This window comes from Aeromonas sp. MaB10011B (assembly GCF_017939325.1).
Lineage (GTDB): Bacteria > Pseudomonadota > Gammaproteobacteria > Enterobacterales > Aeromonadaceae > Aeromonas > Aeromonas caviae.
This window is the reverse complement of record NZ_JAGKRK010000075.1, coordinates 1-21,901: the sequence shown is the minus strand read 5'-3', so window position 1 is coordinate 21,901 and position 21,901 is coordinate 1. Positions and strand designations below refer to the sequence as shown.

Annotated in this window: 23 protein-coding genes and 5 tRNA genes; 10 read left to right on the top strand and 18 right to left on the bottom strand. The window is 63.7% G+C overall.

The genetic code is table 11. The features are described 5' to 3' along the window. Positions 1 to 60: 60 nt before the first annotated feature. Positions 61 to 918, top strand: a complete 858-nt coding sequence (nfo, locus tag J9893_RS16225; protein ID WP_210600957.1) for a deoxyribonuclease IV — start codon at positions 61 to 63, stop codon at positions 916 to 918. A 35-nt stretch (positions 919 to 953) separates the two neighbouring features. Beyond that, positions 954 to 1,931 (top strand): Gfo/Idh/MocA family oxidoreductase, encoded by a 978-nt coding sequence (locus J9893_RS16220; RefSeq protein WP_210600958.1) that lies wholly within the window; start codon positions 954 to 956, stop codon positions 1,929 to 1,931. An 85-nt stretch (positions 1,932 to 2,016) separates the two neighbouring features. Here J9893_RS16220 and J9893_RS16215 read toward each other — a convergent pair whose 3' ends face one another. Continuing rightward, on the bottom strand, positions 2,017 to 2,901 hold the full coding sequence (locus J9893_RS16215; RefSeq protein ID WP_039039086.1) for a LysR substrate-binding domain-containing protein: 885 nt from the start codon (positions 2,899 to 2,901) through the stop codon (positions 2,017 to 2,019). Between the two features lie 103 nt (positions 2,902 to 3,004). On the opposite strand from J9893_RS16215, the gene J9893_RS16210 reads away from it, so the two are divergent. From J9893_RS16210 to J9893_RS16195, 4 genes are all read left to right on the top strand, one after another. Then, on the top strand, positions 3,005 to 3,985 hold the full coding sequence (locus tag J9893_RS16210; protein WP_210600959.1) for a TDT family transporter: 981 nt from the start codon (positions 3,005 to 3,007) through the stop codon (positions 3,983 to 3,985). Between the two features lie 220 nt (positions 3,986 to 4,205). Then, entirely contained in the window at positions 4,206 to 5,195 is a 990-nt protein-coding gene (locus J9893_RS16205; protein WP_010674623.1) for a lipid A biosynthesis (KDO)2-(lauroyl)-lipid IVA acyltransferase, read from the top strand. 154 nt (positions 5,196 to 5,349) lie between these two features. Continuing rightward, on the top strand, positions 5,350 to 6,345 hold the full coding sequence (locus tag J9893_RS16200) for a lauroyl-Kdo(2)-lipid IV(A) myristoyltransferase (protein WP_210600962.1): 996 nt from the start codon (positions 5,350 to 5,352) through the stop codon (positions 6,343 to 6,345). 94 nt (positions 6,346 to 6,439) lie between these two features. Beyond that, positions 6,440 to 7,300 (top strand): PA4780 family RIO1-like protein kinase, encoded by an 861-nt coding sequence (locus J9893_RS16195; RefSeq protein ID WP_029314478.1) that lies wholly within the window; start codon positions 6,440 to 6,442, stop codon positions 7,298 to 7,300. Between the two features lie 59 nt (positions 7,301 to 7,359). On the opposite strand, the gene J9893_RS16190 is transcribed toward J9893_RS16195, so the two are convergent. Then, on the bottom strand, positions 7,360 to 8,238 hold the full coding sequence (locus tag J9893_RS16190) for a pirin family protein (protein WP_210600960.1): 879 nt from the start codon (positions 8,236 to 8,238) through the stop codon (positions 7,360 to 7,362). A gap of 239 nt (positions 8,239 to 8,477) precedes the next feature. Here J9893_RS16190 and J9893_RS16185 point away from each other — a divergent pair, with 239 nt between their 5' ends. Next, complete coding sequence (locus tag J9893_RS16185; protein WP_210600961.1) at positions 8,478 to 10,880, top strand: DNA polymerase II; 2,403 nt, start codon at positions 8,478 to 8,480, stop codon at positions 10,878 to 10,880. A 140-nt stretch (positions 10,881 to 11,020) separates the two neighbouring features. On the opposite strand, the gene J9893_RS16180 is transcribed toward J9893_RS16185, so the two are convergent. From J9893_RS16180 to J9893_RS16150, 7 genes are all read right to left on the bottom strand, one after another. After that, positions 11,021 to 11,097, bottom strand: a tRNA-Val gene (locus J9893_RS16180). Between the two features lie 39 nt (positions 11,098 to 11,136). Further along, positions 11,137 to 11,213, bottom strand: a tRNA-Val gene (locus tag J9893_RS16175). Between the two features lie 121 nt (positions 11,214 to 11,334). Next, positions 11,335 to 11,411, bottom strand: a tRNA-Val gene (locus tag J9893_RS16170). Positions 11,412 to 11,428: 17 nt separating this feature from the next. Next, positions 11,429 to 11,505, bottom strand: a tRNA-Val gene (locus J9893_RS16165). Positions 11,506 to 11,516: 11 nt separating this feature from the next. Further along, positions 11,517 to 11,593: transfer RNA gene (locus tag J9893_RS16160), tRNA-Val, on the bottom strand. 194 nt (positions 11,594 to 11,787) lie between these two features. Beyond that, the gene (locus J9893_RS16155) at positions 11,788 to 13,167 is read right to left on the bottom strand and encodes an MATE family efflux transporter (RefSeq protein ID WP_029314480.1); all 1,380 of its coding nucleotides are present in this window, start codon (positions 13,165 to 13,167) and stop codon (positions 11,788 to 11,790) included. A 151-nt stretch (positions 13,168 to 13,318) separates the two neighbouring features. Then, positions 13,319 to 13,525, bottom strand: a complete 207-nt coding sequence (locus J9893_RS16150; protein WP_010674629.1) for a YaeP family protein — start codon at positions 13,523 to 13,525, stop codon at positions 13,319 to 13,321. A gap of 133 nt (positions 13,526 to 13,658) precedes the next feature. On the opposite strand from J9893_RS16150, the gene J9893_RS16145 reads away from it, so the two are divergent. Further along, positions 13,659 to 14,270, top strand: a complete 612-nt coding sequence (locus J9893_RS16145; RefSeq protein ID WP_010674630.1) for a riboflavin synthase — start codon at positions 13,659 to 13,661, stop codon at positions 14,268 to 14,270. 102 nt (positions 14,271 to 14,372) lie between these two features. Further along, complete coding sequence (locus tag J9893_RS16140) at positions 14,373 to 14,663, top strand: YciI family protein (protein WP_113978641.1); 291 nt, start codon at positions 14,373 to 14,375, stop codon at positions 14,661 to 14,663. A 78-nt stretch (positions 14,664 to 14,741) separates the two neighbouring features. On the opposite strand, the gene J9893_RS16135 is transcribed toward J9893_RS16140, so the two are convergent. The 4 genes from J9893_RS16135 to J9893_RS16120 all read right to left on the bottom strand — a co-directional run bounded on the left by J9893_RS16135 (position 14,742) and on the right by J9893_RS16120 (position 18,006). After that, positions 14,742 to 14,945, bottom strand: coding sequence for a CPXCG motif-containing cysteine-rich protein (locus J9893_RS16135; protein WP_005336871.1), 204 nt, complete (start codon positions 14,943 to 14,945; stop codon positions 14,742 to 14,744). 130 nt (positions 14,946 to 15,075) lie between these two features. Beyond that, entirely contained in the window at positions 15,076 to 15,735 is a 660-nt protein-coding gene (gene hxpB, locus J9893_RS16130) for a hexitol phosphatase HxpB (RefSeq protein WP_069785071.1), read from the bottom strand. Between the two features lie 128 nt (positions 15,736 to 15,863). Next, the gene (gene purT / locus J9893_RS16125; RefSeq protein WP_041211381.1) at positions 15,864 to 17,042 is read right to left on the bottom strand and encodes a formate-dependent phosphoribosylglycinamide formyltransferase; all 1,179 of its coding nucleotides are present in this window, start codon (positions 17,040 to 17,042) and stop codon (positions 15,864 to 15,866) included. 73 nt (positions 17,043 to 17,115) lie between these two features. After that, positions 17,116 to 18,006, bottom strand: a complete 891-nt coding sequence (locus tag J9893_RS16120) for a DMT family transporter (RefSeq protein ID WP_104455889.1) — start codon at positions 18,004 to 18,006, stop codon at positions 17,116 to 17,118. Positions 18,007 to 18,232: 226 nt separating this feature from the next. Between J9893_RS16120 and J9893_RS16115 the strand changes: the two genes are divergently transcribed. Beyond that, positions 18,233 to 18,820 (top strand): FMN-dependent NADH-azoreductase, encoded by a 588-nt coding sequence (locus J9893_RS16115; protein WP_010674635.1) that lies wholly within the window; start codon positions 18,233 to 18,235, stop codon positions 18,818 to 18,820. 91 nt (positions 18,821 to 18,911) lie between these two features. Here J9893_RS16115 and J9893_RS16110 read toward each other — a convergent pair whose 3' ends face one another. The 5 genes from J9893_RS16110 to tnpA form a co-directional block, all read right to left on the bottom strand. After that, on the bottom strand, positions 18,912 to 19,091 hold the full coding sequence (locus J9893_RS16110; RefSeq protein ID WP_010674636.1) for a hypothetical protein: 180 nt from the start codon (positions 19,089 to 19,091) through the stop codon (positions 18,912 to 18,914). Between the two features lie 161 nt (positions 19,092 to 19,252). After that, positions 19,253 to 19,441, bottom strand: coding sequence for a DUF4250 domain-containing protein (locus J9893_RS16105; RefSeq protein WP_010674638.1), 189 nt, complete (start codon positions 19,439 to 19,441; stop codon positions 19,253 to 19,255). Further along, positions 19,438 to 19,908, bottom strand: coding sequence for a MarR family winged helix-turn-helix transcriptional regulator (locus tag J9893_RS16100; RefSeq protein WP_010674639.1), 471 nt, complete (start codon positions 19,906 to 19,908; stop codon positions 19,438 to 19,440). The genes J9893_RS16105 and J9893_RS16100 overlap by 4 nt, the downstream gene beginning before the upstream one ends. Positions 19,909 to 20,058: 150 nt before the next feature. Continuing rightward, on the bottom strand, positions 20,059 to 21,228 hold the full coding sequence (locus J9893_RS16095) for a UPF0149 family protein (RefSeq protein WP_010674640.1): 1,170 nt from the start codon (positions 21,226 to 21,228) through the stop codon (positions 20,059 to 20,061). 86 nt (positions 21,229 to 21,314) lie between these two features. Continuing rightward, positions 21,315 to 21,719 (bottom strand): IS200/IS605-like element ISAs26 family transposase, encoded by a 405-nt coding sequence (gene tnpA, locus J9893_RS16090; RefSeq protein WP_202211882.1) that lies wholly within the window; start codon positions 21,717 to 21,719, stop codon positions 21,315 to 21,317. Positions 21,720 to 21,901: the final 182 nt, after the last annotated feature.

Genomic DNA, 21,901 nt, shown 5'->3' with positions numbered 1-21,901 from the left:
CCGGCAACGGGTGCGGTGGCCAGCGCGGCAGGCACCCGGTCACAGTGCACAGGAGATGAGATGAAATTTATCGGAGCCCACGTCAGTGCGGCGGGCGGGGTGGAAAACACCATCGCCCGGGCCAAAGCCATCGGGGCCAACGCCTTCGCCCTGTTTACCAAGAATCAGCGCCAATGGCAGGCGGCGCCCCTCTCCGAGGCCAGCATTCGCGCCTTCAAGGCCGCCTGCGAGAAGGAGGGCTTTCGCCCCGAGCAGATCCTGCCCCACGACAGCTACCTCATCAACCTGGGTCATCCCGACCCCGACGCCCTCGCCAAGTCCCGGGATGCGTTTCTGGACGAGATGAAGCGCTGCGAGCAGTTGGGGCTGTGCTACCTGAACTTCCACCCGGGCAGCCACCTCAAGCAGATCCCCGAAGCGGTGAGCCTCAAGCTCGTGAGCGAGTCCATCAACTGGGCGCTGGAGCGCAGCGAAGGGGTGACGGCGGTGATCGAGAATACCGCCGGCCAGGGTACCAACCTCGGCTGGTCGTTCGAGCATCTGGCCACCCTCATCGACGGGGTAGAGGACAAGAGTCGGGTCGGCGTCTGCTTTGACACCTGCCACGCCTTCGCCGCCGGTTACGATCTGCGTACCCCCGAGGGGTGCGAGGCGGTGTTTGTCGACTTCGACCGCATCGTGGGGTTCGAGTACCTCAAGGGGATGCATATCAACGGCGCCAAGTGTACCTTCGGTAGTCGGGTCGACCGTCACCACAGCCTGCGGGAGGGCAACCTCGGCGAGGCGGTGTTCCACCACATCATGAACGACGACCGTTTTGACGGCATCCCGCTTATCCTCGAGACCATCGACGAGTCCATCTGGGGCGAGGAGATAAGCTGGCTGCGCAGCCTGGCCGGGAGCCCGCGCCCGGCGTGATGCCGGGGTCCACCATTGGGTAGCAAGGAGAGACGATGCACGACGAGACAAGGGCGCCCCTGCGCTTTGGCATTGCCGGGGCGGGGGCCATCGCCCGGCGTTTTTGCCGCGATGTGAACGGGCACGCCAGGGGAGCCGAGGTGGTGGCCATCGCCGCCCGGGACCAGGGACGGGCGGACGAGTTCGCCCGGGATCTGGGGCTGCCCCACGCCTATGGCAGCTATGAGGCCCTGGCCGCCAGCCCCGAGGTGGAGGCCGTCTATGTGGCGGTCATCCACCCGGAGCACGCGGGCCTGGTGAGGCAGATGTTGCTGGCGGGCAAGCACGTACTGGTGGAGAAACCGGCGGTGACCCGGGTAGCGGATTGGGACGCCCTGGTGGCGCTCGCCCACGCACGGGGCCTGCTGCTGCTCGAGGCCATGAAGGTAATGTGCTTCCCCACCATGCGCGCCCTGTTGCAGCGCCTGCCCCTGCTGCCGCCGCCGCGCGAGCTGCGGGCGGCGTTCGGTTCGGCCCAGCCGAAGGTGGGCAAGCTGTTCGATCCGGCGCTGGATGGCGGCGCCGCCTGGGACGTGGGGGTCTATCCCCTCTGGCTCCATGCCGCCCTCTGCCATCGGCTGGGGCTGGGCTGCCCCGCCCCCGAGGTGACGCTGACGCGGGCTCCGGGGGAGGTGGATCTTACCGCCAGCTTCACGTTCGATGAGCCGTTTCGGGCCGAGCTCGAGGCCTCCATCATCGAGGATCTCGAGCGGGAAGCGTCCTTGTCCGGGGAGGGCTGGCGCCTGGTCATCGAGGGCAAGTGGTGGAATCCCCAGCACATTCGCTGGCAAGGGGGGCCTGCCCCCGTCATCTGGCCGGCGGACATCTACCTGCCGGTGGAGGGGGGCGGCATGCAGCACGAGGCGGATCACTTCGCCGATTGCCTGCGCCACCGGCTGCTGGACTCCCCCTGGGTGCCCCAGGCCGTGACCCGGCAGGTGCTCGGCTGGATTGAAGGGGGACTCGCAAGCTGAGGCCGGGGAAGGGCTGAGGGCCGGGGGGAGCATCGGCTGAACGACAAGGGCGCCAATGGCGCCCTTGTTGCATCCGAAGGGGTTCTCACGCCAGGGTCTGGGCGCGGCAGAAGGCCAGGAAGCGGCGCAGGGCGGCGGAGTGGAACTTCTGCTTGTGCCAGACGAGGGAGAGCTGGCGTGGGAAGCGGCGACTCGGGGTGAGGGCCACCAGGCGCCCCTGTGCCAGTCGGTCCGCCACCGCGAGGCGGGAGATGAAGGAGATGCCGAGCCCCTTCTCCACCGCCAGCATCACCGCCTCCAGGGTATTGAGCTCTATCCCCGCCTGCCAGCGGGGCAGGTGGGGCTGGAGCTGCTGCTCGAACTGCTCGCGGCTGCCGGATTGCGCCTCGCGCAGCACCCAGGTTTCCCCGGCAAGCCGGCGCAGGGGCAGCTCGAGCTGATCCGCCAGGGGGTGACCGGGGGCGGCGATGATGAGCATCTCGTCCTCCAGCCAGGGTTCGCTCACCAGGTCCGGGTGGTGGTTCTCCCCCTCGATGAGGGCGAGATCCAGTTCGAAGTGGGCGAGGGCATGGCACAGGAGGTGGGTGTTGGCGATGGTGACCCTGGGGGCGGCCCCCAGCTCCTGGGCCCCCTCCGCCAGCAGGGCGGGCAGCAGGTAGTTGCCGATGGTCTGGCTGGCCCCGAGGTGCAGCTGGCCGCTCGGCTCGGCATCGGGGCTGAAGAGCTGCTCTATCTCCTGCATCCGGGTCAGCAGCTCCTCGGCGGCCGGTTGCAGCAGGCGCCCCTCGCTGTTGAGCTGAAGCCTCGGGTGCACCCGGTCGAACAGGGGCGTGGCGAGCTGGCGCTCCAGCTCCTGCAGCGACTGGGAGACGGCCCCCTTGCTCAGGCAGAGTTCATTGGCCGCGCCCCCCAGGTTACCGTGGCGGGCGATGGTGGCAAACACCTTGAGTTGTTGCAGGGTGAGCTTCATATCGTTTGATTTTCCTAAACGCTAAGTTCAATTCATTTAGATATCGTAAACGATAGACCCCCTTTATCCTATGCCCATCGTCATCATCAAGAGGGTATTCGCCATGATCGCAAGAACCCGCCGCTCCCTGGCCGCCGCCCCGACCCCCATGGCCGGTCTGGCTCTGGGGATCGCCAGCCTCGGCTGGTGCTGGGAAAATGCCGGTCAGTTCGATGGCCGTCTGCAACTGCTGGGGGCCGCCATCGCCGCCGTGCTGCTCCTCGTCCTGACCTTCAAGTTTCTGATCCACCCGCGCCTGCTGTGGCAGGATCTCGCCCATCCCGTGGTGGGCAGCGTGATGCCTACCTACGCCATGGGGACCATGGTGGTCTCCAAGGCGGTCGGCCTGCTCGCCCCGACCCTGGGGCAGGGGCTCTGGCTGTTTGCGGTCATCATCCACCTCGTCTTCCTCGCGACCTTCGTCTGGCACAGGGCCAAAGCGTTTGAAATCCATCACATGGTGCCGAGCTGGTTCGTGCCGCCGGTGGGGATCATCGTGGCTGACGTGGCCTACCCGGGCGGTCCCTTCGCATCCCTGGCCACCGGCCTGCTCTGGTTCGGCATGGCCTGCTATGGCCTGATGCTGCCGCTGATGCTCTATCGCCTCATCTTCAGCCACGAGGTGCCGGATGCCGCCAAGCCCACCATCGCCATCCTGGCCGCCCCGGCGAGCCTGTCGCTGGCCGGCTACCTCACCGTGAGCCAGGACCCCTCCCTGCTGCTGGTGGCGGTGCTGCTCGGGATCGCCGTGCTGATGACCGGCATCATCTACCTGGCCTTCATCAAGCTGCTGCGCCTGCCGTTCTCGCCGGGTTACGCCGCTTTCACCTTCCCCCTGGTGATCGGGGCCACCGCCCTGTTCAAGGTGAGTCACCTGCTGTCGCAGTGGCCACAGACGGCCCGTTATGCCGAGCAGCTCCATCAGCTGGCCTATCTGGAGCTGGGGGTGGCCACCCTGGTGGTGGGTTACGTGGCCCTGCGTTACCTGATGTTCTTCCTGCCGGTCGTGCAGGATGACCTGCCGGGGCAGCCCGCACGCCGCTAGGCACAAGGTTTTCATCCCCCCTCGTCATCGACCCCGCCCATGCGGGGTCTGCCGTTCGTGATGCAGTGACACAGAGGGGAATCAAATGAAGCAGATTAATTTTGTCAATCCGTGAAGTGGCTTAAATAGTTGCCCATACAGGCGACATTCAGTTGGCGTTAACTGGTAATACCTGTCACGATGCGCGCCACTTTATCTTCCCACTGTTTTGTCGTGCCCCATGTCCTCATCTGATCCCGTGTTTGACGCCCGATTCCAGCCTCGTCTGCTGCACCCCCGTTACTGGTTGAGCTGGCTCGCCCTCGGCGCCATCGGTGTGCTCGCCTTCGTGCCCCCGCGCTGGCGGGATCGCCTGGCCGATGCTCTGACGCCCCTGGTATGCGCCATCTCGAAGAAGCAGATCTACATCGCCAGGACCAACCTCGCCATCTGCTTCAAGGAGAAGAGCGAGGCCGAGCGGGAGGCCATCCTGATGACCTCCATCCGGGTCGGCCTCAAGAGCCTGCTGGGCTTTGGCGAGTTCACCTGGCGCAGCCCCGCCCACGTGATGGGGCGGATCCAGGTCAGCGGCTGGGAACATATCGAGGCGGAGCAGGCCGCTGGCCGACCGGTGATCCTGGTGGTGCCCCACAGCTGGCCCATCGATGCGGCGGGCTACTACTTCGCCCAGCGGGGCCTGCCCATGTGCACCATGATGAAGAGCGCCCGCAACCCGGTGTTCGACTGGCACATCAACGGCGCGCGGGCCCGGCACGGCTGCCGCGTCTATGAGCGCAGCGCCGGCATCAAGCCGGTGATCAAGGCGGTGAAATCCGGTCTGAGCTTCTTCTATCTGCCGGATCAGGATCACGGCCGGGAGGCAAGCCTGTTCGCCCCCTTCTTCAACCACCCCAAGGCGACGTTGCCGGCCCTGCCACGGCTGGTGAAGCTGACCGGCGCCCGGGCCCTGCCGGTGCTGGCCTGCTATGACGAGCAGGCGCACGGCTACCGGTTGGAGGTCGAGGCTCCCTACGCCGACTACCCGAGCGGGGATCTGATGGCGGATACCTGCCGCATGAACGACAGCGTGGAGCGCCAGCTCTGCCGCCACCCGGGCCAGTACATGTGGTTCCTCAAGATCTTCGACACCCGTGAGGATCAGGTGGGGCCGGATGGCCTCTACGAAGAGGGGATCCGGCGCATCCGCCGGGGCCTTGCTCCTCACCCCTGAGCCTTGCGCTCACCCGGTGCAAAAATGTGGCCCCAAGCGGGCCACTTTTTATTTCTAACTTGTCTGATCAGTGACTTGGCGCGGGGGCGCTGTGCAGGGCAGGGTAGAAAAAGTTGTCAGGATCACTAAAATGACGCTCTGTTTTGATGATTCGATGGCGACCATGTCCGCACAAGATCCGGTGTTTGACACCTCTTTTCATCCGCGCCTGCTGCACCCCCGTCTGTGGGGCAGCTGGCTGGCCGTCGCTCTGCTCTCCCTGCTGGCCTGGGTGCCGGCAAGGGCACGGGACAAGCTGGCCGACTACCTGGCCCCCCTGCTGCTGCGCGTCTCCAGGAAGCAGGCCTACATCGCCGACACCAACCTCAAGATCTGCTTCCCCCATCTCGACGAGGCGGGCCGTCAGGCCCTGCTGCTGAAATCCATCCGGGTGGGGCTCAAGACCTTCCTGGGCTTTGGCGAGCTGACCTGGCGCAGCCCCGACTTCCTCAAGGGGCGCGTCAAGGTGAGCGGCTGGGAGCACGTGGAGGCGGAGCGGGCAGCCGGTCGCCCCATGATCTTCGTGGTGCCCCACACCTGGGCGGTGGACATGATTGGCCGCTACTTCCCCCTCCAGGGGATCAAGATGTGCACCATGATGAAAAGCCCCAAGGATGCGGTGTTCGACTGGTACATCAACCGCGAGCGCAGCAAGGGTGGGCGTATCTACGAGCGCAGCGTCGGCATCAAGCCCGCCATCAAGGCCCTGCGCAGCGGCGACAGCTTTTTCTATCTGCCGGATCAGGATCACGGCCGGGAGGCGAGCCTCTTCGTGCCCTTCTTCAACCACCCCAAGGCGACCCTGCCGGCCCTGCCCAAACTGGTGAAGCTGACCGGTGCCCGCGCCGTGCCCATTCTGGCCTGCTACGACGAGGACGAGGGGGGCTACCGGCTGGAGATCGAGGCGCCGTTCGACCCTTATCCCACCGCGGATCTGGTAGCGGACGTCAACCAGATGAACCGCATGGTGGAGCAGCAGCTTGGCCGCTTCCCCGAGCAGTACATGTGGTTTCTCAAGATCTTCGAAACCCAGGAGCACGATCAGGGCGAAGACGGTCTCTACGAGGCGGGGATCCGCCGCATCCGCCAGGGGCTGCCACCGGAACCTTGATCGACACGGCCCCCTTGCGGGCCGTTTCTGACAGGGGTGGCAGGCCACCAGCAAACAGGTGCAAACAAGGTGCAAATAGGGTAAAAGGGCGGTCATGAAAATTCCAAATCGAATCCAACCTCTGGTTGATGACGGCCTGGTGGACGATGTCATCAGCCGGCTGATGAGCGGCAAAGAGGCCGACGTCTATGTGGTGCGCTGCGGCGACGAGATCCGCTGCGCCAAGGTCTACAAAGAGGCGTCAAAGCGCAGCTTCAAGCAGGCCGTGGTCTATCAGGAAGGGCGGCGGGTACGCAGCAGCCGCGATGCCCGCGCCATGGAGAAGGGCTCCAAGTACGGTCGCAAGCAGCACGAAGAGGTGTGGCAGAACACCGAGGTGGATGCCCTGTTCAAGCTGGCGGCGGCCGGGGTGCGGGTTCCCAGGCCCTATGTCTGCCTCGATGGCGTGCTGCTGATGGAGCTCATCACCGACGCCGACGGCAACGTCGCTCCCCGTCTCAACGATGTGGCCCTGACCCGTGAGCAGGCTCTGGTGGATCATGGCAAGGTGATCCGCTACGTGGTGCGCATGCTCTGCGCCGGTCTCATTCACGGGGATCTCTCGGAGTTCAACGTGCTGGTGGACGAAGAGGGGCCCGTCATCATCGACCTGCCCCAGGTGGTGGATGCCGCCGCCAACAACCAGGCCAGGGCCATGCTGGAGCGGGATGTCGACAACATGCGCAACTACTACGGCATGTATGCCCCCGAACTGCTCAAGACCCGGTATGCCCGGGAGATGTGGTCCTTGTTCGAGGATGGCAAGCTGGGCCCCGAGACCGAGCTCACCGGCCTGTTCGAAGAGAGCCGGGAGGCCATCGATCTGGATGGCGTGCTGCACGAGATAGAAAGTGCCCAGGAGGAGGCCATGGCCCGCCGGGCCAGGTTGCAGGCGGAGCAGGAAGAGGAGTCCTGACGGGCCTTCATTCCAATCAACAAGAGCGCCATGGGCGCTCTTTTGTTTTGGACCCTGGCTCAGAGCCCGGTCAGGGGGGGCGCCTTGAGACGGGGCCCCTGGTAACCCGTCACCTCGCCAAAGCGCGGATGACCGCTCTCCCAGTCGGCGGTGGCGGTGCGAATGGCCTCCTTGTCGACGCTCACGAAGTTCCACCAGATCTGCAGCGGTCTGGGCAGGGGTTCGCCGCCAATGAGCAGCAGCCGGGCACCCGGGCGCAGGGTCAGCGCCACCTCCCGGTTGCCGGGGGGCAGGTAGAGCAACTGCTCCGGGGCCAGGGCCTCCCCTGCGATGATGGTCTCCCCCGCGAGGGGAAAGAGGCCGTGCTCGAAGGCGAGGTCCAGGGGGAGGGTGATCTCGCCTCCCTCGGGGGCGTGCAGATCCAGCCCCAGAATGGGGGAGAAGTGCAGGGTGGGGGCGCGCTGGCTGCCGTGCTCGCCGATGAGCAGAGTGAGGGTGATCTCCCCTTGCTGCCAGCGGGGGAGCGTCGGGTAGTGATCGAAGCGGGGCGGGGTATGCTGATCCGCCTCTGGCAGGGCTATCCAGAGCTGGGCGGCGTGCAGATCGGGCTGGTTTGGGACCGACTCCTCGGTGTGGGCGATGCCCCGTCCTGCGGTCATCAGGTTCACCTGGCCCGGACGGATTACCTGCTTGCTGCCCAGGCTGTCCCGGTGGAGGATCTCCCCCTCCAGCATCCATGTGAAGGTCTGCAGGGCGATGTGGGGGTGGGGCCCCACATCCATGCCGGGGGCGCCGGGGGCAAAGCGGGTCGGGCCGATATGATCGAGAAAACACCAGGGCCCGATGGTGCGCCGCTCCTTGACCGGGATGGCGCGAGCCACCGGGATGCCGCCCACATCGGTGAGGCGGGAGGCAATGCGTTGCCACTGTTGTGTCATGGGGTGCTCCTTGTCGAGGAAAAGGTTGGCGCGCGCGCAGGCCGCAGCGTCTGCCGGGAGTTGGACATGCCGTCTCGCCCGGTGCCGGTGAGTGATGCCGAGGTTACTATGCCCCAATCCGGCGCCGGATGGCAAAGAGGGGGCACAGCGCCTGCCCTGAGGGCCCAGCCCGGCAATTGCAGCCGGGTACTGTATGAACGTACAATAGTCCCATTCCACTTTTGAGCCCGACCACCTGCATGACCGACATCCAGCCCCTTCCTCCCGTGACCCCGCCGCTCGACGGCTTCATCCTGACCCGCCATGGTCGGGATGTGCAGGGGCGTACCGAGATCGTGATGTGGCTCTGGAGCGCACAGGGACCGGTACGGGTGGTGGTGCCGGGGCAGGAGCCGGTCTTCTTCCTGCCGGAACGCCACCTGGAGGAGGCGGCCGAGCTCTTCAAGGGGGCTGGGGTGAGGGGGCGTTTTCGCCGCCTCCCCATGCACACCTTCGAGGGGAGCCGGGTGGTGGGCTGCTACTTTGCCACCCTGAGCGCCTTTCACCGCGCCATCGAGCTGCTGCTCATCCGTGGATTGGAGCACTTCGAGGCGGATATCCGCCTGCCCGAGCGCTTTCTCATGGAGCGCTTCATCACCGCCGGGATGCGCTTTGACGGCAAGGCGAGGCGAAAGGGGGGCAGGCAGGGTTACTGGGAGGTAAACGAGGCGCGCTGTGCGCCGCAGGCGGTGACGCCGACCCTCTCCTGGGTCTCCCTGGACGTGGAGTGCGCCATGGATGGCACCCTCTTCTCGGTGGGGCTCCATAGCGAAGAGGACGCGCGGGTCATCATGATTGGCTCCCCGGAGCCGGGCTCGCAGGACTGGGAGACCCACGTCGAGTGGGTGGCGGACGAGCCCGCCCTGCTCGCTGCCCTGGAGGGCTGGTTCAGCCTGCACGATCCCGATCTCGTCATCGGCTGGAACGTGGTGAATTTCGACTTTCGCCTGCTGCTGCGCCGCGCCGAACTCCACAAGCGGCGGTTGCGGCTCGGGCGCGGGCGGGAGCTCTGCTTCTGGCGCTCGTCCCGAAACGACCCCCAGAGCGGCAACGTCATCATCCCGGGGCGCATGGTGCTGGACGGCATCGATACCCTCAAGAGCGCCACCTGGCAGTTCCCGAGCTACAGCCTGGATGCGGTGGCGAGCGAGCTGCTCGGGCGGGGCAAGGACATTGAGGACGTGGCCAACCGGGGGGAGAAGATCACCGAGCTGTTCCACTCCGACAAGGAGGCGCTGGCCCGCTACAACCTGGAAGATTGCAGGCTGGTGTGGGAGATCTTCGATTTCTGCCACCTCATCCCCTTCGCCATCGAGCGCGCCTCCCTCACCGGTCTCGAGCTCGACCGGGTGGGCGGGTCGGTGGCGGCGTTCACCAACCTCTATCTGCCACGGCTGCACCGCGGTGGCTACGTGGCGCCCAACCTGCCGGCAGACGGCGGGCTCGCCAGCCCCGGCGGCTATGTGATGGACTCCAAGCCGGGGCTCTATCGCCACGTGCTGGTGCTCGACTTCAAGAGCCTCTATCCCAGCATCATCCGCACCTTCTGCATCGACCCCATGGGGCTGGTGGAGGGGCTCAAACACCCGGATAACGCCATTCCAGGCTTTCGCGGCGCCCTGTTCTCCCGAACCCGTCACTTCCTGCCGGATCTCATCGCCACCCTCTGGGCGGCGCGGGATCGGGCCAAGGCCGCCAGTAACAAGGCCCTCTCCCAGGCCATCAAGATCATCATGAACTCCTTCTACGGGGTGTTGGGGTCGGGGGGTTGCCGCTTCTACGACCCGAGGCTCGCCTCCTCCATCACCTTGCGGGGCCACGGCATCATGCAGCAGACCCGGGAGTGGATAGAGGCAGAAGGGTTCGAGGTGATCTATGGGGACACCGACTCCACCTTCGTGCACCTGGGGAGCGATATCCGTCTCGAACAGGCGGACGAGATTGGCCAGCGACTGGCGAAGATGATCAATGACAACTGGGCCGCGCTGATCAGGCGGGAGTTCGGCCTGCCGAGCCATCTGGAGATCCAGTACGAGACCCACTACCGCCGTTTCCTGATGCCCACCATTCGCGGGCTGGAGAAGGGAAGCAAGAAACGCTATGCGGGACTGGTGGGCGAAGGGGAAGGGGAGCACCTGGTGTTCAAGGGGCTAGAGACGGTGCGCACCGACTGGACCCCCCTTGCCAAGGCATTCCAGACCCGGCTCTACGAAATGGTGTTCCACGACCAGGATCCCAGCAGCTATGTGCGCACCATGGTGGACGAGACCCGGGCCGGCCGTCACGACGATCTGCTCATCTACCGCAAGCGGCTGCGCCAGAAACTCGAGGAGTATCAGAAGAACGTGCCACCCCATGTGCGGGCGGCGCGCCTGGCGGACGAGGAGAATCTGCGCCGCGGCCTGCCCCAGCGTTATCAGCACAGGGGCACCATCGCCTACCTGATGACCCTGAACGGCCCCGAGCCTTTGGAGTACCGGCGCAGCGCCGTCGACTACGAGCACTACATCGACAAGCAGCTCAGGCCCATCGCCGACGCCATCCTTCCCTTTGTGGGGGAGTCGTTCGAGCGGATCTGCGGCCAGCAGCTCGATCTCTTCTGACGAAGCGAGGTAAACGCGGCCGCCATGGCACGACAATGGCGGCCCGCGGGCCAGAGGGGACAGGAGGCAGATGACGGGGGAGAGCGGATGTCAGAGCCGACCAATGCAAAAAGCCCGCTATCAAGCGGGCTTTTCAAATCTGGTGCGTCCTAGTGGATTCGAACCACCGACCCCCACCATGTCAAGGTGATGCTCTAACCAGCTGAGCTAAGGACGCAGGGTGCGCAAGGCGACTTTGTGTGTCATTGCAGGGGAGTGGTGGGTTTAATTGGATTCGAACCAACGACCCCTACCATGTCAAGGTAGTGCTCTAACCAACTGAGCTATAAACCCACATCTGCGTTCAACCGGATTCGAACCAACGACATTGCCTACGCCATGTCAAAGTACTGTTCTAACCGACTGAGCTATAAACCCACATCAAATTCATATCTGCAATTTATTCAAACTGTTATGGTGCGTCCTAGTGGATTCGAACCACCGACCCCCACCATGTCAAGGTGGTGCTCTAACCAGCTGAGCTAAGGACGCATAACAGGGTTTCGTGATGGTGCGTCCTAGTGGATTCGAACCACCGACCCCCACCATGTCAAGGTGGTGCTCTAACCAGCTGAGCTAAGGACGCATCACGAAAAGTGGTGGGTTTAATTGGATTCGAACCAACGACCCCTACCATGTCAAGGTAGTGCTCTAACCAACTGAGCTATAAACCCACTTCATAAACCGGGTTGAAAACCCGTTTTATCCCGCCAGCACTGCTGGCGTGGTCGGCATACTACCCATGGCCCCCAAGGCTGTCAACAAGGGACATGCACAAAGGAGACTGTTTGCCCAGTTCTTGTGCAGCCTGTTGATTTTACAGGCGAGCCGCCCCAAAAGTGCGGCTCCCCGTGCCCCTGGCCGCGCCCTATTGCGCCCGGGAGAGGGCGGTGCAGGCCGCGGGGCTGGCGAAGCGGCCATAGATGACGCGCAGCCGTGCGCCCAGCATCAGGGCGGCGGAGGTGAGACCGACGATGAAGCCTATCCAGAAGCCCTGCGGGCCCATGCGCGGTACCACCCAGTCGGTCAGCCCCAGGATCATGCCGGTGGGCAGACCCAGCCCCCAATAGGCGACGATGGTGACGTAGAAGATGGCCTGGGTGTCCTTGTAACCGCGCAGAGCCGCCGCGGCCACCACCTGTACCGAGTCGGAGATCTGGTAGATGGCGGCGAAGAAGAGCAGGGTGGCGGCGAGGCCGATCACCTGCAGGTCGTCGGTGTAGATCCCCGCGATGGGGTCGCGCAGCAGCACGGTGAGGGCGGCGGTCGCGGCGGCGACGCCCATGCCCAGCATCAGGCCGGTGCGGGCGGCGACCCTGGCCTGATCCGGTTGACCTTCCCCTATGTTGTGACCGACCCGGATGGTCACACCGACACCGATGGAGAGGGGCAGCATGAAGACCAGGCTGGAGAAGTTGAGCGCAATCTGGTGACTCGCCACCGTCTCCGCACCGAAGGGGGCCAGCATCAGGGCCACCACGGTAAACAGGGTCACCTCGCAGAAGATGGCCATGGCAATGGGGAACCCCAGGCGGAACAGGCGCCAGATCCGGCTGCCGTTGGGGCGTGCCAGCTGGGCGAACAGGTTGATGCGCTTGAAGTGGGCAGAACACTTCACATAGACGATCATCGCCAGCAGCATGGCCCAGAGCACGATGGCAGTGGCCACGCCGCAGCCGACGCCGCCGAGTTTCGGCATGCCAAAGTGGCCGTGAATGAAGATGTAGTTGGCGGGGATGTTGACCGCGAGCCCCACGAAACCGATAACCATGGTCGGCATGGTGTGGGAGAGCCCCTCACTGAAGTTGCGCAGCACCTGGAACATCACGAAGGCGGGCAGGCCCCACAGGATGGCGTGCAGGTAGCCGGCAGTCTTGGCCGCCATGACGGGATCCACATCCATGAACTGCAGTGCCAGGGGGCTGAAGTAGAGTGCCACCATGGCGATGGGCGTGACGATGAGGGCGAGCCAGAAGCCCTGGTGCACGGCGGGGCGCACCTCATCCTGCTTGCGGGCGCCGTTGAGCTGGGAAACGATGGGGGTGAGGGCCATGATGATGCCCTGCACCAGCAAGATGATCGGCAACCAGAAGCTGGACGCCACCGACACGGCGGCCAGATCCACGGCGCTCACCTGTCCCGCCATCACGGTATCGACGAAGTTCATGGCGATCTGGGCCACCTGGGCGACCAGAATGGGGCTGGCTAGACGAACGAGCTGCTTCGCCTCGGACCAATAACGTTGCACTGACACCTCCGAGTGGATCAGATAAAAGAGAAAGAGCGGGCAAGAGAGATGGGCTTTTGCCTCCTCGTCCTGAGGAGACAAAATGCGGGGGTGTCATTCTAGCCTGAAAAACCGCCAACGGGGAAGGTCGGCGGCAGATTTGTAGCCGGGATCAGGCGTCTTCGTGATCGCTGATCAGCAGGTTGGCCGCGGCATAGGCCGCCTGCTCGCGCAGATCCGCCGGTACCCGTTCGTCGGAGGCCACGGCGTTGAGCGCCCGTATGCTGGCGGCAATGGCCTGGGGCACATAACCCTGCTCACCGGAGCCAATCTGGTTGTAGGCGATGCGAATGGCTTCACAGCATTGATATACCTGCATTTTTGTTTCCTCGTTCAGTCTGGATTGATTGGGGTCACTATAGCGATCGCGCTTCTCCTTGTCAGCCGGCACCCTTGTCTTGCAAGGTGGCCGGGGGTAACCTGCCGACAATTTTCACAGCCTGGAGAGACTCATGTTCACCGGCATCGTACAAGGGACCGCCGAACTGGTGGCCATCGATTCACTGCCCAATTTTCGCACCCACGTGATCCGCATGCCGAGCCCGGCCTGGGGCGAGGGGCTGGCCCTGGGGGCCTCGGTAGCCCACAACGGCTGCTGCCTGACCGTCACCCGGGTGGAGGGGGATCTGGTCAGCTTCGATCTGATGCAGGAGACTCTGCGCCTCACCAACCTTGGGCAACTGGTGGTGGGTGACAAGGTCAACGTGGAGCGGGCCGCCCGCTTTGGGGACGAGATTGGCGGCCATGCCATGTCCGGCCACATCATGGGGACGGCCGAGGTGACCTCGGTCATCGACACCCCCAACAACCGCCAGGTGTGGTATCGCCTCGATCCTGCGCTCATGAAGTACGTGCTGACCAAGGGCTACATCGGCATCGACGGCATCAGCCTCACCGTGGGCGAGGTACGCGCCAGGGAGTTCTGCGTCAACCTGATCCCCGAGACCCTGGCCCGCACCAACCTGGGCTGGGTCAAGGCCGGCTGGCAGACCAACATCGAGATTGACCCCCAGACCCAGGCCATCGTCGACACGGTGGAGCGGGTGCTGGCGGCGCGCCAGTAACCACCTGAGCGCTGCCCCCAGGGTTCGAAGAGGAGGGCGGCATCACGGGAAAGGTGCCCTCTTGTGGAAGAGGCGCCGCCCCAGAGCCTTGGAGACTTCTCTATGTTTGTCGTGACATTGACTTATGTGAAACCGCTGGCGGAGATCGATGCCCTGATCCCGGCCCACATTGCGTGGCTGGAGCGGCAGTATGCCGCAGGCCATTTTCTGGCATCCGGGCGTCAGGTACCCCGAGTCGGGGGCGTCATACTGGCGCAGGGAGTGAGCCGAGACGCCCTGGAGGCGATGCTGGCAGAGGATCCCTTTAAGCAGACAGAGGCGGCCGATTATCAGGTGGTGGAGTTTGTTCCGACCATGACGTCGGCGAAGGCGGCGTGCTTGAGGGAGGCGTGACCCAGCCTGACGATGGCACCAGAACAAACGGGACCCACAGGGTCCCGTTTGTTTTTGTCTGTGTCTGGACAGGGGGATTCAGAACAGCTGCTCGTCGTCGGCATCCACGAAGAGTTGCAGGCAGTCGCGGGCTTCATCCCGGTGCAGCCGCAGATGGATGGGGTTGCAGCAGGCCATGCAATCTTCGTAGAACTCCTGATCCCCCTGGCTGGCATCCAGCTCGACCCGGGTGTGGTGGCCGCAGTGGGGGCAGACGATACGCTTGCTGGTGTATTCGATCATGGTGACCTCCTCGGGCCCGTGGGCCGTCTCTGTGCTCCTGCTGATTCTAGTCGCCACAAGGCGGCGCAACCGCGAGCAAGCGCACGTTTATGAGCGGGCTGAAGGGAGGCAGGAGGTCAGTCCGTGTTGCCTACTTGACCCAGTCGGCCAGCATCTCTGCGTTCAGCTCGGCAAGAGAGCGCAGCTCGTGGTTGGCGATGGCCAGACGGGGATCGCCGACCAGCGCCGGGTCCGGCACGATCAGCGCCGTCATGGAGGCTGCCTTGGCCGCCAGCAGGCCGGTGAAGCTGTCCTCGATGGCGAGACAGTGCACAGGCTCGACGCCGAGCTTCTCGGCGGCGTGGATATAGACATCCGGGTGGGGTTTGCCAAAGCGCTCCACCTCGGCGGAGTGGACCGCCATGAAACGGTCCTGGATGCCGAGTTTGCCGAGCACCGCCTCGACCATGGCAAACGGGGAGGAGGTGGCGAGCCCGATCTTGAGCCCTTGGGCCTCGATGAGGTCGAGGGCTTCCAGCACCCCGGCCTTGGGTTGTCCCTCTTGCAGGATGAGCGCGATCACCTGATCCAGAATGCGCTGTACCACCTCTTCCTGGCTGGGGCTGCTCCAGGGGCGGATCCGGTACCAGTGGGCCACCAGCTGATCGATGCGCACCCCTATGGTGGAGTTGCAGTCCTCCTCGGTGTGGAAGTGGCCCAGTTCGGCGAAGACGGCCATCTGGGCCCGTTGCCAGAAGGGTTCCGAGTCGATCAGAACACCATCCATATCGAAGATCACGGCAGTTAACATCTTGTACTCCTGACATAGGTGAAGGGGGGATTATAAGCCCGGTGCTTCAATGGGAAAGGGGCAGTCACCTGCCCCTTGCGTCGGATCACGCAGATAAACGTTTGTTTTTGCGTGGTAAAGCGGAGTGCCTAGAACAGTACCTCGACCCGGGCTGCCACCGTCTTGGCCTGCTCCACGGCTTCCTGGCAATCCTGCCCACGGGCGAGCGCCACCCCGAGGCGACGACGACCTGCGATCTCCGGCTTGCCAAAGAGACGCAGCTGGGCACCCGGCACCAGGGCCAGTGCCTCGCCAATCCCCTGATAGCGGATATCCTGGCTGTGGCCTTCCCGCAGCACCACGGCAGAGGCGCTCGGGCCGTACTGGGTGATGGTGCCGACGGGCAGCCCCAGGATGGCGCGCACGTGCAGGGCGAACTCGGAGAGATCCTGGGAGATCAGGGTCACCATGCCGGTGTCGTGGGGGCGGGGGGAGACTTCGCTGAACCACACCTCGTCACCCCTGATGAAGAGCTCGACCCCGAACAGACCGTAGCCGCCAAGGGCTTCAACCACCTTGGCCGCCACCTCCTTGGAGCGGGCCAGGGCCAGCTCGCTCATGGCCTGGGGCTGCCAGGATTCGCGGTAGTCACCATCCTCCTGACGATGGCCGATAGGCTCGCAGAAGTGGATGCCATCGACCGCGCGCACCGTGAGCAGGGTGATCTCGTACTCGAAAGGAACGAAGCCTTCGACAATCACCTTGCCACGACCGGCACGGCCCCCCTCCTGGGCATAGGTCCAGCTTTCATCCAGCCTGGCGAGATCGCGCAGCAGGCTCTGCCCCTTGCCGGAGGAGCTCATCACCGGTTTGACCACGCAGGGGAGGCCGATGGCCTCGACGGCGGCCACAAACTCCTCCTTGCTCTGGGCAAAGCGGTAGGCAGAGGTGGGCAGCCCCAGGGTTTCGGCGGCGAGGCGACGGATCCCCTCCCGGTTCATGGTGAGCTGGGTGGCGCGGGCATTGGGCACCACCTTGACCCCTTCCTGCTCGAGGGCGGCCAGGGTGTCGGTGGCGATGGCTTCAATCTCGGGGATGATGAGGTCGGGCTTGACCTCGGCCACCAGGGCGCGCAGGGCGGCACCATCCAGCATGTCCAGCACACGGGCCTGGTGGGCCACCTGCATGGCGGGGGCGTTGGCATAGCGGTCGGCGGCGATCACCTCGATACCGAGCCGCTGCAGCTCGATGGCGACCTCCTTGCCGAGTTCGCCTGATCCCAGCAGCAGGGCGCGGGTCGCAGTGGGGCGGGTGGCGGTTCCAAACATCTGATCTCTCCTGAGGTCGGTGGTCAGCAGGGCTGATCCGGGTGAGCAAAAAAAGAGGCACGCATGGCGTACCTCAGGAAGTGGGTGGGTGGGCGCGCTGCTCCAGATGGGTGAGCAGGGTGATGGCGCCGATGATGATGGCCGCCCCCAGCCACAAGCGACCGGGGGGCGCCCAGCCAAATACCAGCCAGCCGGCCAGCACGTTCATGGGCAGCTTGGCAAAATCAAAAGGTTGCACGAAGGAGGCCTCCGCCACGCTGTAGGCGCGGGCGATGGACATCTGGGCCAGTGCCGACAGTACGCCCGAGGCGGCCACCAGCAGCCACTGGGTTTCGCTCGGCCACTGCCATTCAGGGATCGCCAGCATGGCGTTGAACGGGGTGCTGAAGACGAGCAGGTAGACGACGATGGTGTGGGACGACTCGCTGGCCGCCTGATAGCGCACCAGCAAGGAGTAGCCTGCCCAGAAGAGGGCGGCCGCCACCGGCAGCAGGGAGGCCAGGGTGAAGTCGTCGGTCCAGGGGGCCAGGATCAGCATGGCGCCGACAAAGCCGGCCAGGGTGGCCAGGATGCGGGCCCGGCTCACCTGCTCTTTGAGAAAGAGGGCTGATCCCAGGGTGGCAAACAGGGGGGAGGTCATCAAGAGCGCGATCCCCTGCCAGATGGGGACGGGGACCGCCAGGGCCCAGAGCCAAAACTGGATGCCGGTCACCGCAAGGGCGACCCGCAGCAGGTGCAGGCGCAGCTGGTTCGTCATCAGGGACTGGCGCAGACCGTGGCGCACCAGCCAGGGCAGCAGGCAGACCAGGGCGATCAGATATTGGTGAAAGGCGACCTGGGTCGAGGGGAGGCCGAGCTTGAAGCTGACATACTGGCTCAGGCTGTTGACGGCGGCGAAGCAGAGGCCTGCCACCATCATCCAGACGGCGCCGGCAAAGGGGGAGTGCCTGCGGGAGGAGGTCATGAGATCCGGATCACGTACAAAAAGTGCGGCGGATCATAACGGCAATCGTTTGTCATGCCAAGGGTGCGGAGTTTGATGAGCCCCTCTCCGCCGAGGAAATGCACAGACATCAAATTTTTTGAATGACTTGAGCATCTATTTTCGCTATCAGGCTTTAATGCCAGTCTTTATAGTGACCTCCATCGACAGCCTGGCTGTTCAATTGACAATCAAATGGAGTTTCACCATGGCCAATATCCTCGTTCTGAAGTCCAGCATCCTGGGCCAGTATTCCCAATCCAACGCCCTGATCGACGGCTACCTGGCCGAGCGCCAGGGTGACACCATCCAGGTACGCGATCTGGCGACCCTGAACCTGCCGGTGCTGGACGGCGAGCTGGCCATGGGCCTGCGTGGTGGCGAGAACCTGAACGAGCGTCAGCAAGCGGTGCTGGCCCAGTCCGACGAGCTGGTCGCCGAGCTCAAGGCGAGCGATCTGGTGATCATCGCGGCCCCCATGTACAACTTCAACATCCCGACCCAGCTGAAAAACTGGATCGATCTGGTGGCCCGTGCCGGCGTGACCTTCCGTTACACCGAGACCGGTCCGGTCGGCCTGGTAGAGAACACCCGCGCCCTGGTGGTCAGCCCCCGTGGCGGCATGCACGTGGGCAATGCCACCGACCTGGTGACCCCCTACATGCGTACCGTGCTGGGCTTCATCGGCATCACCGAAGTGGACTTCATCTATGCCGAAGGCATGGGCATGGGGCCGGAGGCGCAAGCCAAGGGGATCGAGCAGGCCAAGGAGCAGCTGGAAACCCTGGCTTACTGATGCGACTCGGGGCCTCCCCAGTATCCTGAAACAACAACGCAGCCCTCGGGCTGCGTTGTTGTTTTTGGGCAGTCATCGCGCTCTGGCGTCGTTATTCGCGCAGGAAGTGGCGGCAGCCGCTGCCGACCATCAGAAAGACCGCCACGAGGGAGGCCAGCAGCAGGGTGGTGAGCCACTGCTCGGCGCTGTTGGGGACCTGGGGGAGGAAGAGGCTGATCACCAGCAATGTGCAGAGGGTGATCAGGCTGGTTGGTCGAATGAGGCGCATCATGGGTCATCCTTGGCTGCGGGTGGTGAACAAGAGGCTAACCGCGGTCTGTGACAACAAGATGTATCCATACCTCTTGCGAACATCAACGGACCGGGTAGCCACCACCTTAGCAGCTTTTGCCGACGGAGCCAGCGGCATGGGTCGGGTTGTGATCCGGATCCCTATCTGAACTGCTTCTGATCTTCCTGATAGTGAAAATCGCCACTGGCCAGCCTGGCAACCAGGGCCTCTTGATCGAGATCCTGCGCCCGGCAGAGATCATCGAGATCCTCGTAGTGATCACGCAACTGCATGTTGACCAGGCTCAGCAGCATGTTGACATCCATGGTGGCAAAGTTGTTCAGCTTCATGAGGGTTGCTCGTTGTCCAGCAGGTGAAGTTGTTCGATGGCATCGCTGACGCTCTGCAGGTGCAGGCGAATGCTCTGGCGCGCCTCGGCCGGCAGATAGTCGGTGAGAGTGTGCTGCCAGCTTCCCGCCTCCGTCTTGAGCTGCTGGAACAAGGTGAGCCCCGCCGGGGTGAAGGAGACCAGGCTGATGCGCTTGTCCTGCACGCTGTTCTCGGTGAACAGGATGCCTTTCTCCACCAGACGATGGATCTCGCGGGAGATCCGTACCTTGTCCATGCCGCTCGCCTCCACCAGCTCCTTCTGGCTGATGGGGTAGTGGGGGCCGAGCACCATCATCAGGCGCCACTGGGGCACGGTGAGTTGGTACCGCTGCTGATAAAACTGTTCAAAGGTATCGCGCACCATCTCAGCGGCGTGAACCAGCTGATAAGGAGGGTAGTGCGCGAGCAGCTCAATGATCTTCGACATATGACATCCTGCTGTGGCGGCTGCATCGGGTGCAGTTTCTCTTGATACTTTGGCCTTGATGATACGTAACACAGGGGCATTTGTCTGACCAGTCACCAGAAAAATGTGCGTTTGCGCACGTGTTCTGTCATCGAATCGGCAATTGGGGTCTCAACTGGCCTGCTTGCCCGCACTCTTTCGCAGCCATATCAAGGCGTTGTGGGTCAGCCAGGCCTCGCGACTCTGCAAGGCGTAGAGCGCCGCCTCGTCACGGCTGCCTCCCTGCCAGCGGCGAGGCTCCTGCTTGGGCAAGCGGCGCTGGCCCAGCAAAGTGGCGGGCACATGGGGATTGACCTCCATTGCCGCCGCCAGATGAGGGCGCGCCGCCGCTTCCCCTTCGCAGACAAAGCTCATCAAGGCCTTGTTGTAAAGCAGCCAGCAGGAGGCTTCATCAAAGCGCACCAGCAGTTGTTGCAGGGCATCCCATTCCCCTTGCCAGGCATAGAGGGTGGAGAGGGGGTGGCGGCAAGCGGGCTCGTCGGCGCGACAGAGGGCGAGCAGGGCCAGGTACTCATCCCGTGCCTGCCCAAGCTGCCCAAGTCGCAGCAGGCAATCGGCTCGACCGGCCCTGGCCGCGATCAGAGGGCGTGCCTCGGGGACCTGCCAGCCATGGCCCGCGTGGGCTTGCCAGAATGCCTCATCGAACAGGAGGTTGGCATCGGCAATGATGCGCTCGAACCAGCCAAGGCGAGCGAGGGGATCGCGGCTCTCTGCCGCCAGCTCGAACCACTGCTGCCACTGGCGAGTCTGCTCGTTGTCCAGGGACGGGCTCTCTTCAGGCTCGGCCTCGTAGTGATCCTGGCCGAGCAGGAGGTTGAGGGCCGTCTTCATCTGCTGGCGTTGACGCTTGCAAAAATCGAGGAAGGGGGGCTCGCTGGCCGTAGCCTGGTGCAGCATCATGGCCATGGGCTTGTCGCGAAACAGGCAGAGCTCGGCCACCAGGCTGAAGCGATAGCGGGTCGCCGGATCGTTCAGGTCGGTCGGCGCCGGCCAGCAGGCTACCCCCTGACTGAAGCCATAGCTCCATTGGCCCAGAGGATGGCGCTTGTCAAACACCTGCTCCGGGTTGTCGGTAGAGAGGCGACACTGGCTCGGCAGGGCCAGCTGCGCGTCGTCGGCCTGGGCTTCCAGCTCGGCGATCAGGTGATGCAGCGCCTCGGCACTCTTCTCGTCCAGCGCCGCATCATGAGGCAGCAGGCCGGCCAGCGGATCTTGCCAGTCGGGGGCTACGGGCCCCGCCAGACGGGCGCACAGGAAGCCGTGCAGGGCGGGGTAACTCATCTCCTGCTGGCTGTGGGTCTGGATCCATCTTAAATGCGAAAGGGGACTCCCTCCGACGTAGGTGGGAGGGGAATTTCGCCGGGGCGTCAGCCCCGCTGGTTTTGAATGTATTGCTTGATCACCTCCAACGGTGCTCCGCCGCAAGAGCCCGCAAAGTAAGAGCGTGACCAGAGTACGGTTTTGCTGTAAGCACCTCTCAAGTCCAGAAATTCATTACGCAGTCGCCTTGATGTGACCGCCTTTAACGAGTTCACCAGTACCGATAGCTGTACCGTTGGCGCGTACTCTATCAGCATGTGAACATGATCAGCCTCTCCGTCACACTCTTTCAGTTCCGCACCAAAATCTCTGCAAACCTCTGCCGCACACTGACTGAAGGAAGCGTGATGCAGATCCCCCAATATCGGCTTTCGATACTTGGTGATAAACACCAAATGTACGTGCAAAGCGTAGGCCGCATGGCGTGATTTATTAATTTTAGTGAATTGCATTCTGTCACTCAATCGGGCTTAATAGATATGGCAATAATGCTACACACTGAGCGCTAAATGCAAATTCTGAAAGCCTACAAATTCCGACTCGAACCGACCGAACAACAAGCGCAACGCCTGCGCCAGTTGGGCGGTTGTGCTCGTTATGTCTGGAATCACGGGCTGGCAGAAACCAAACGCAT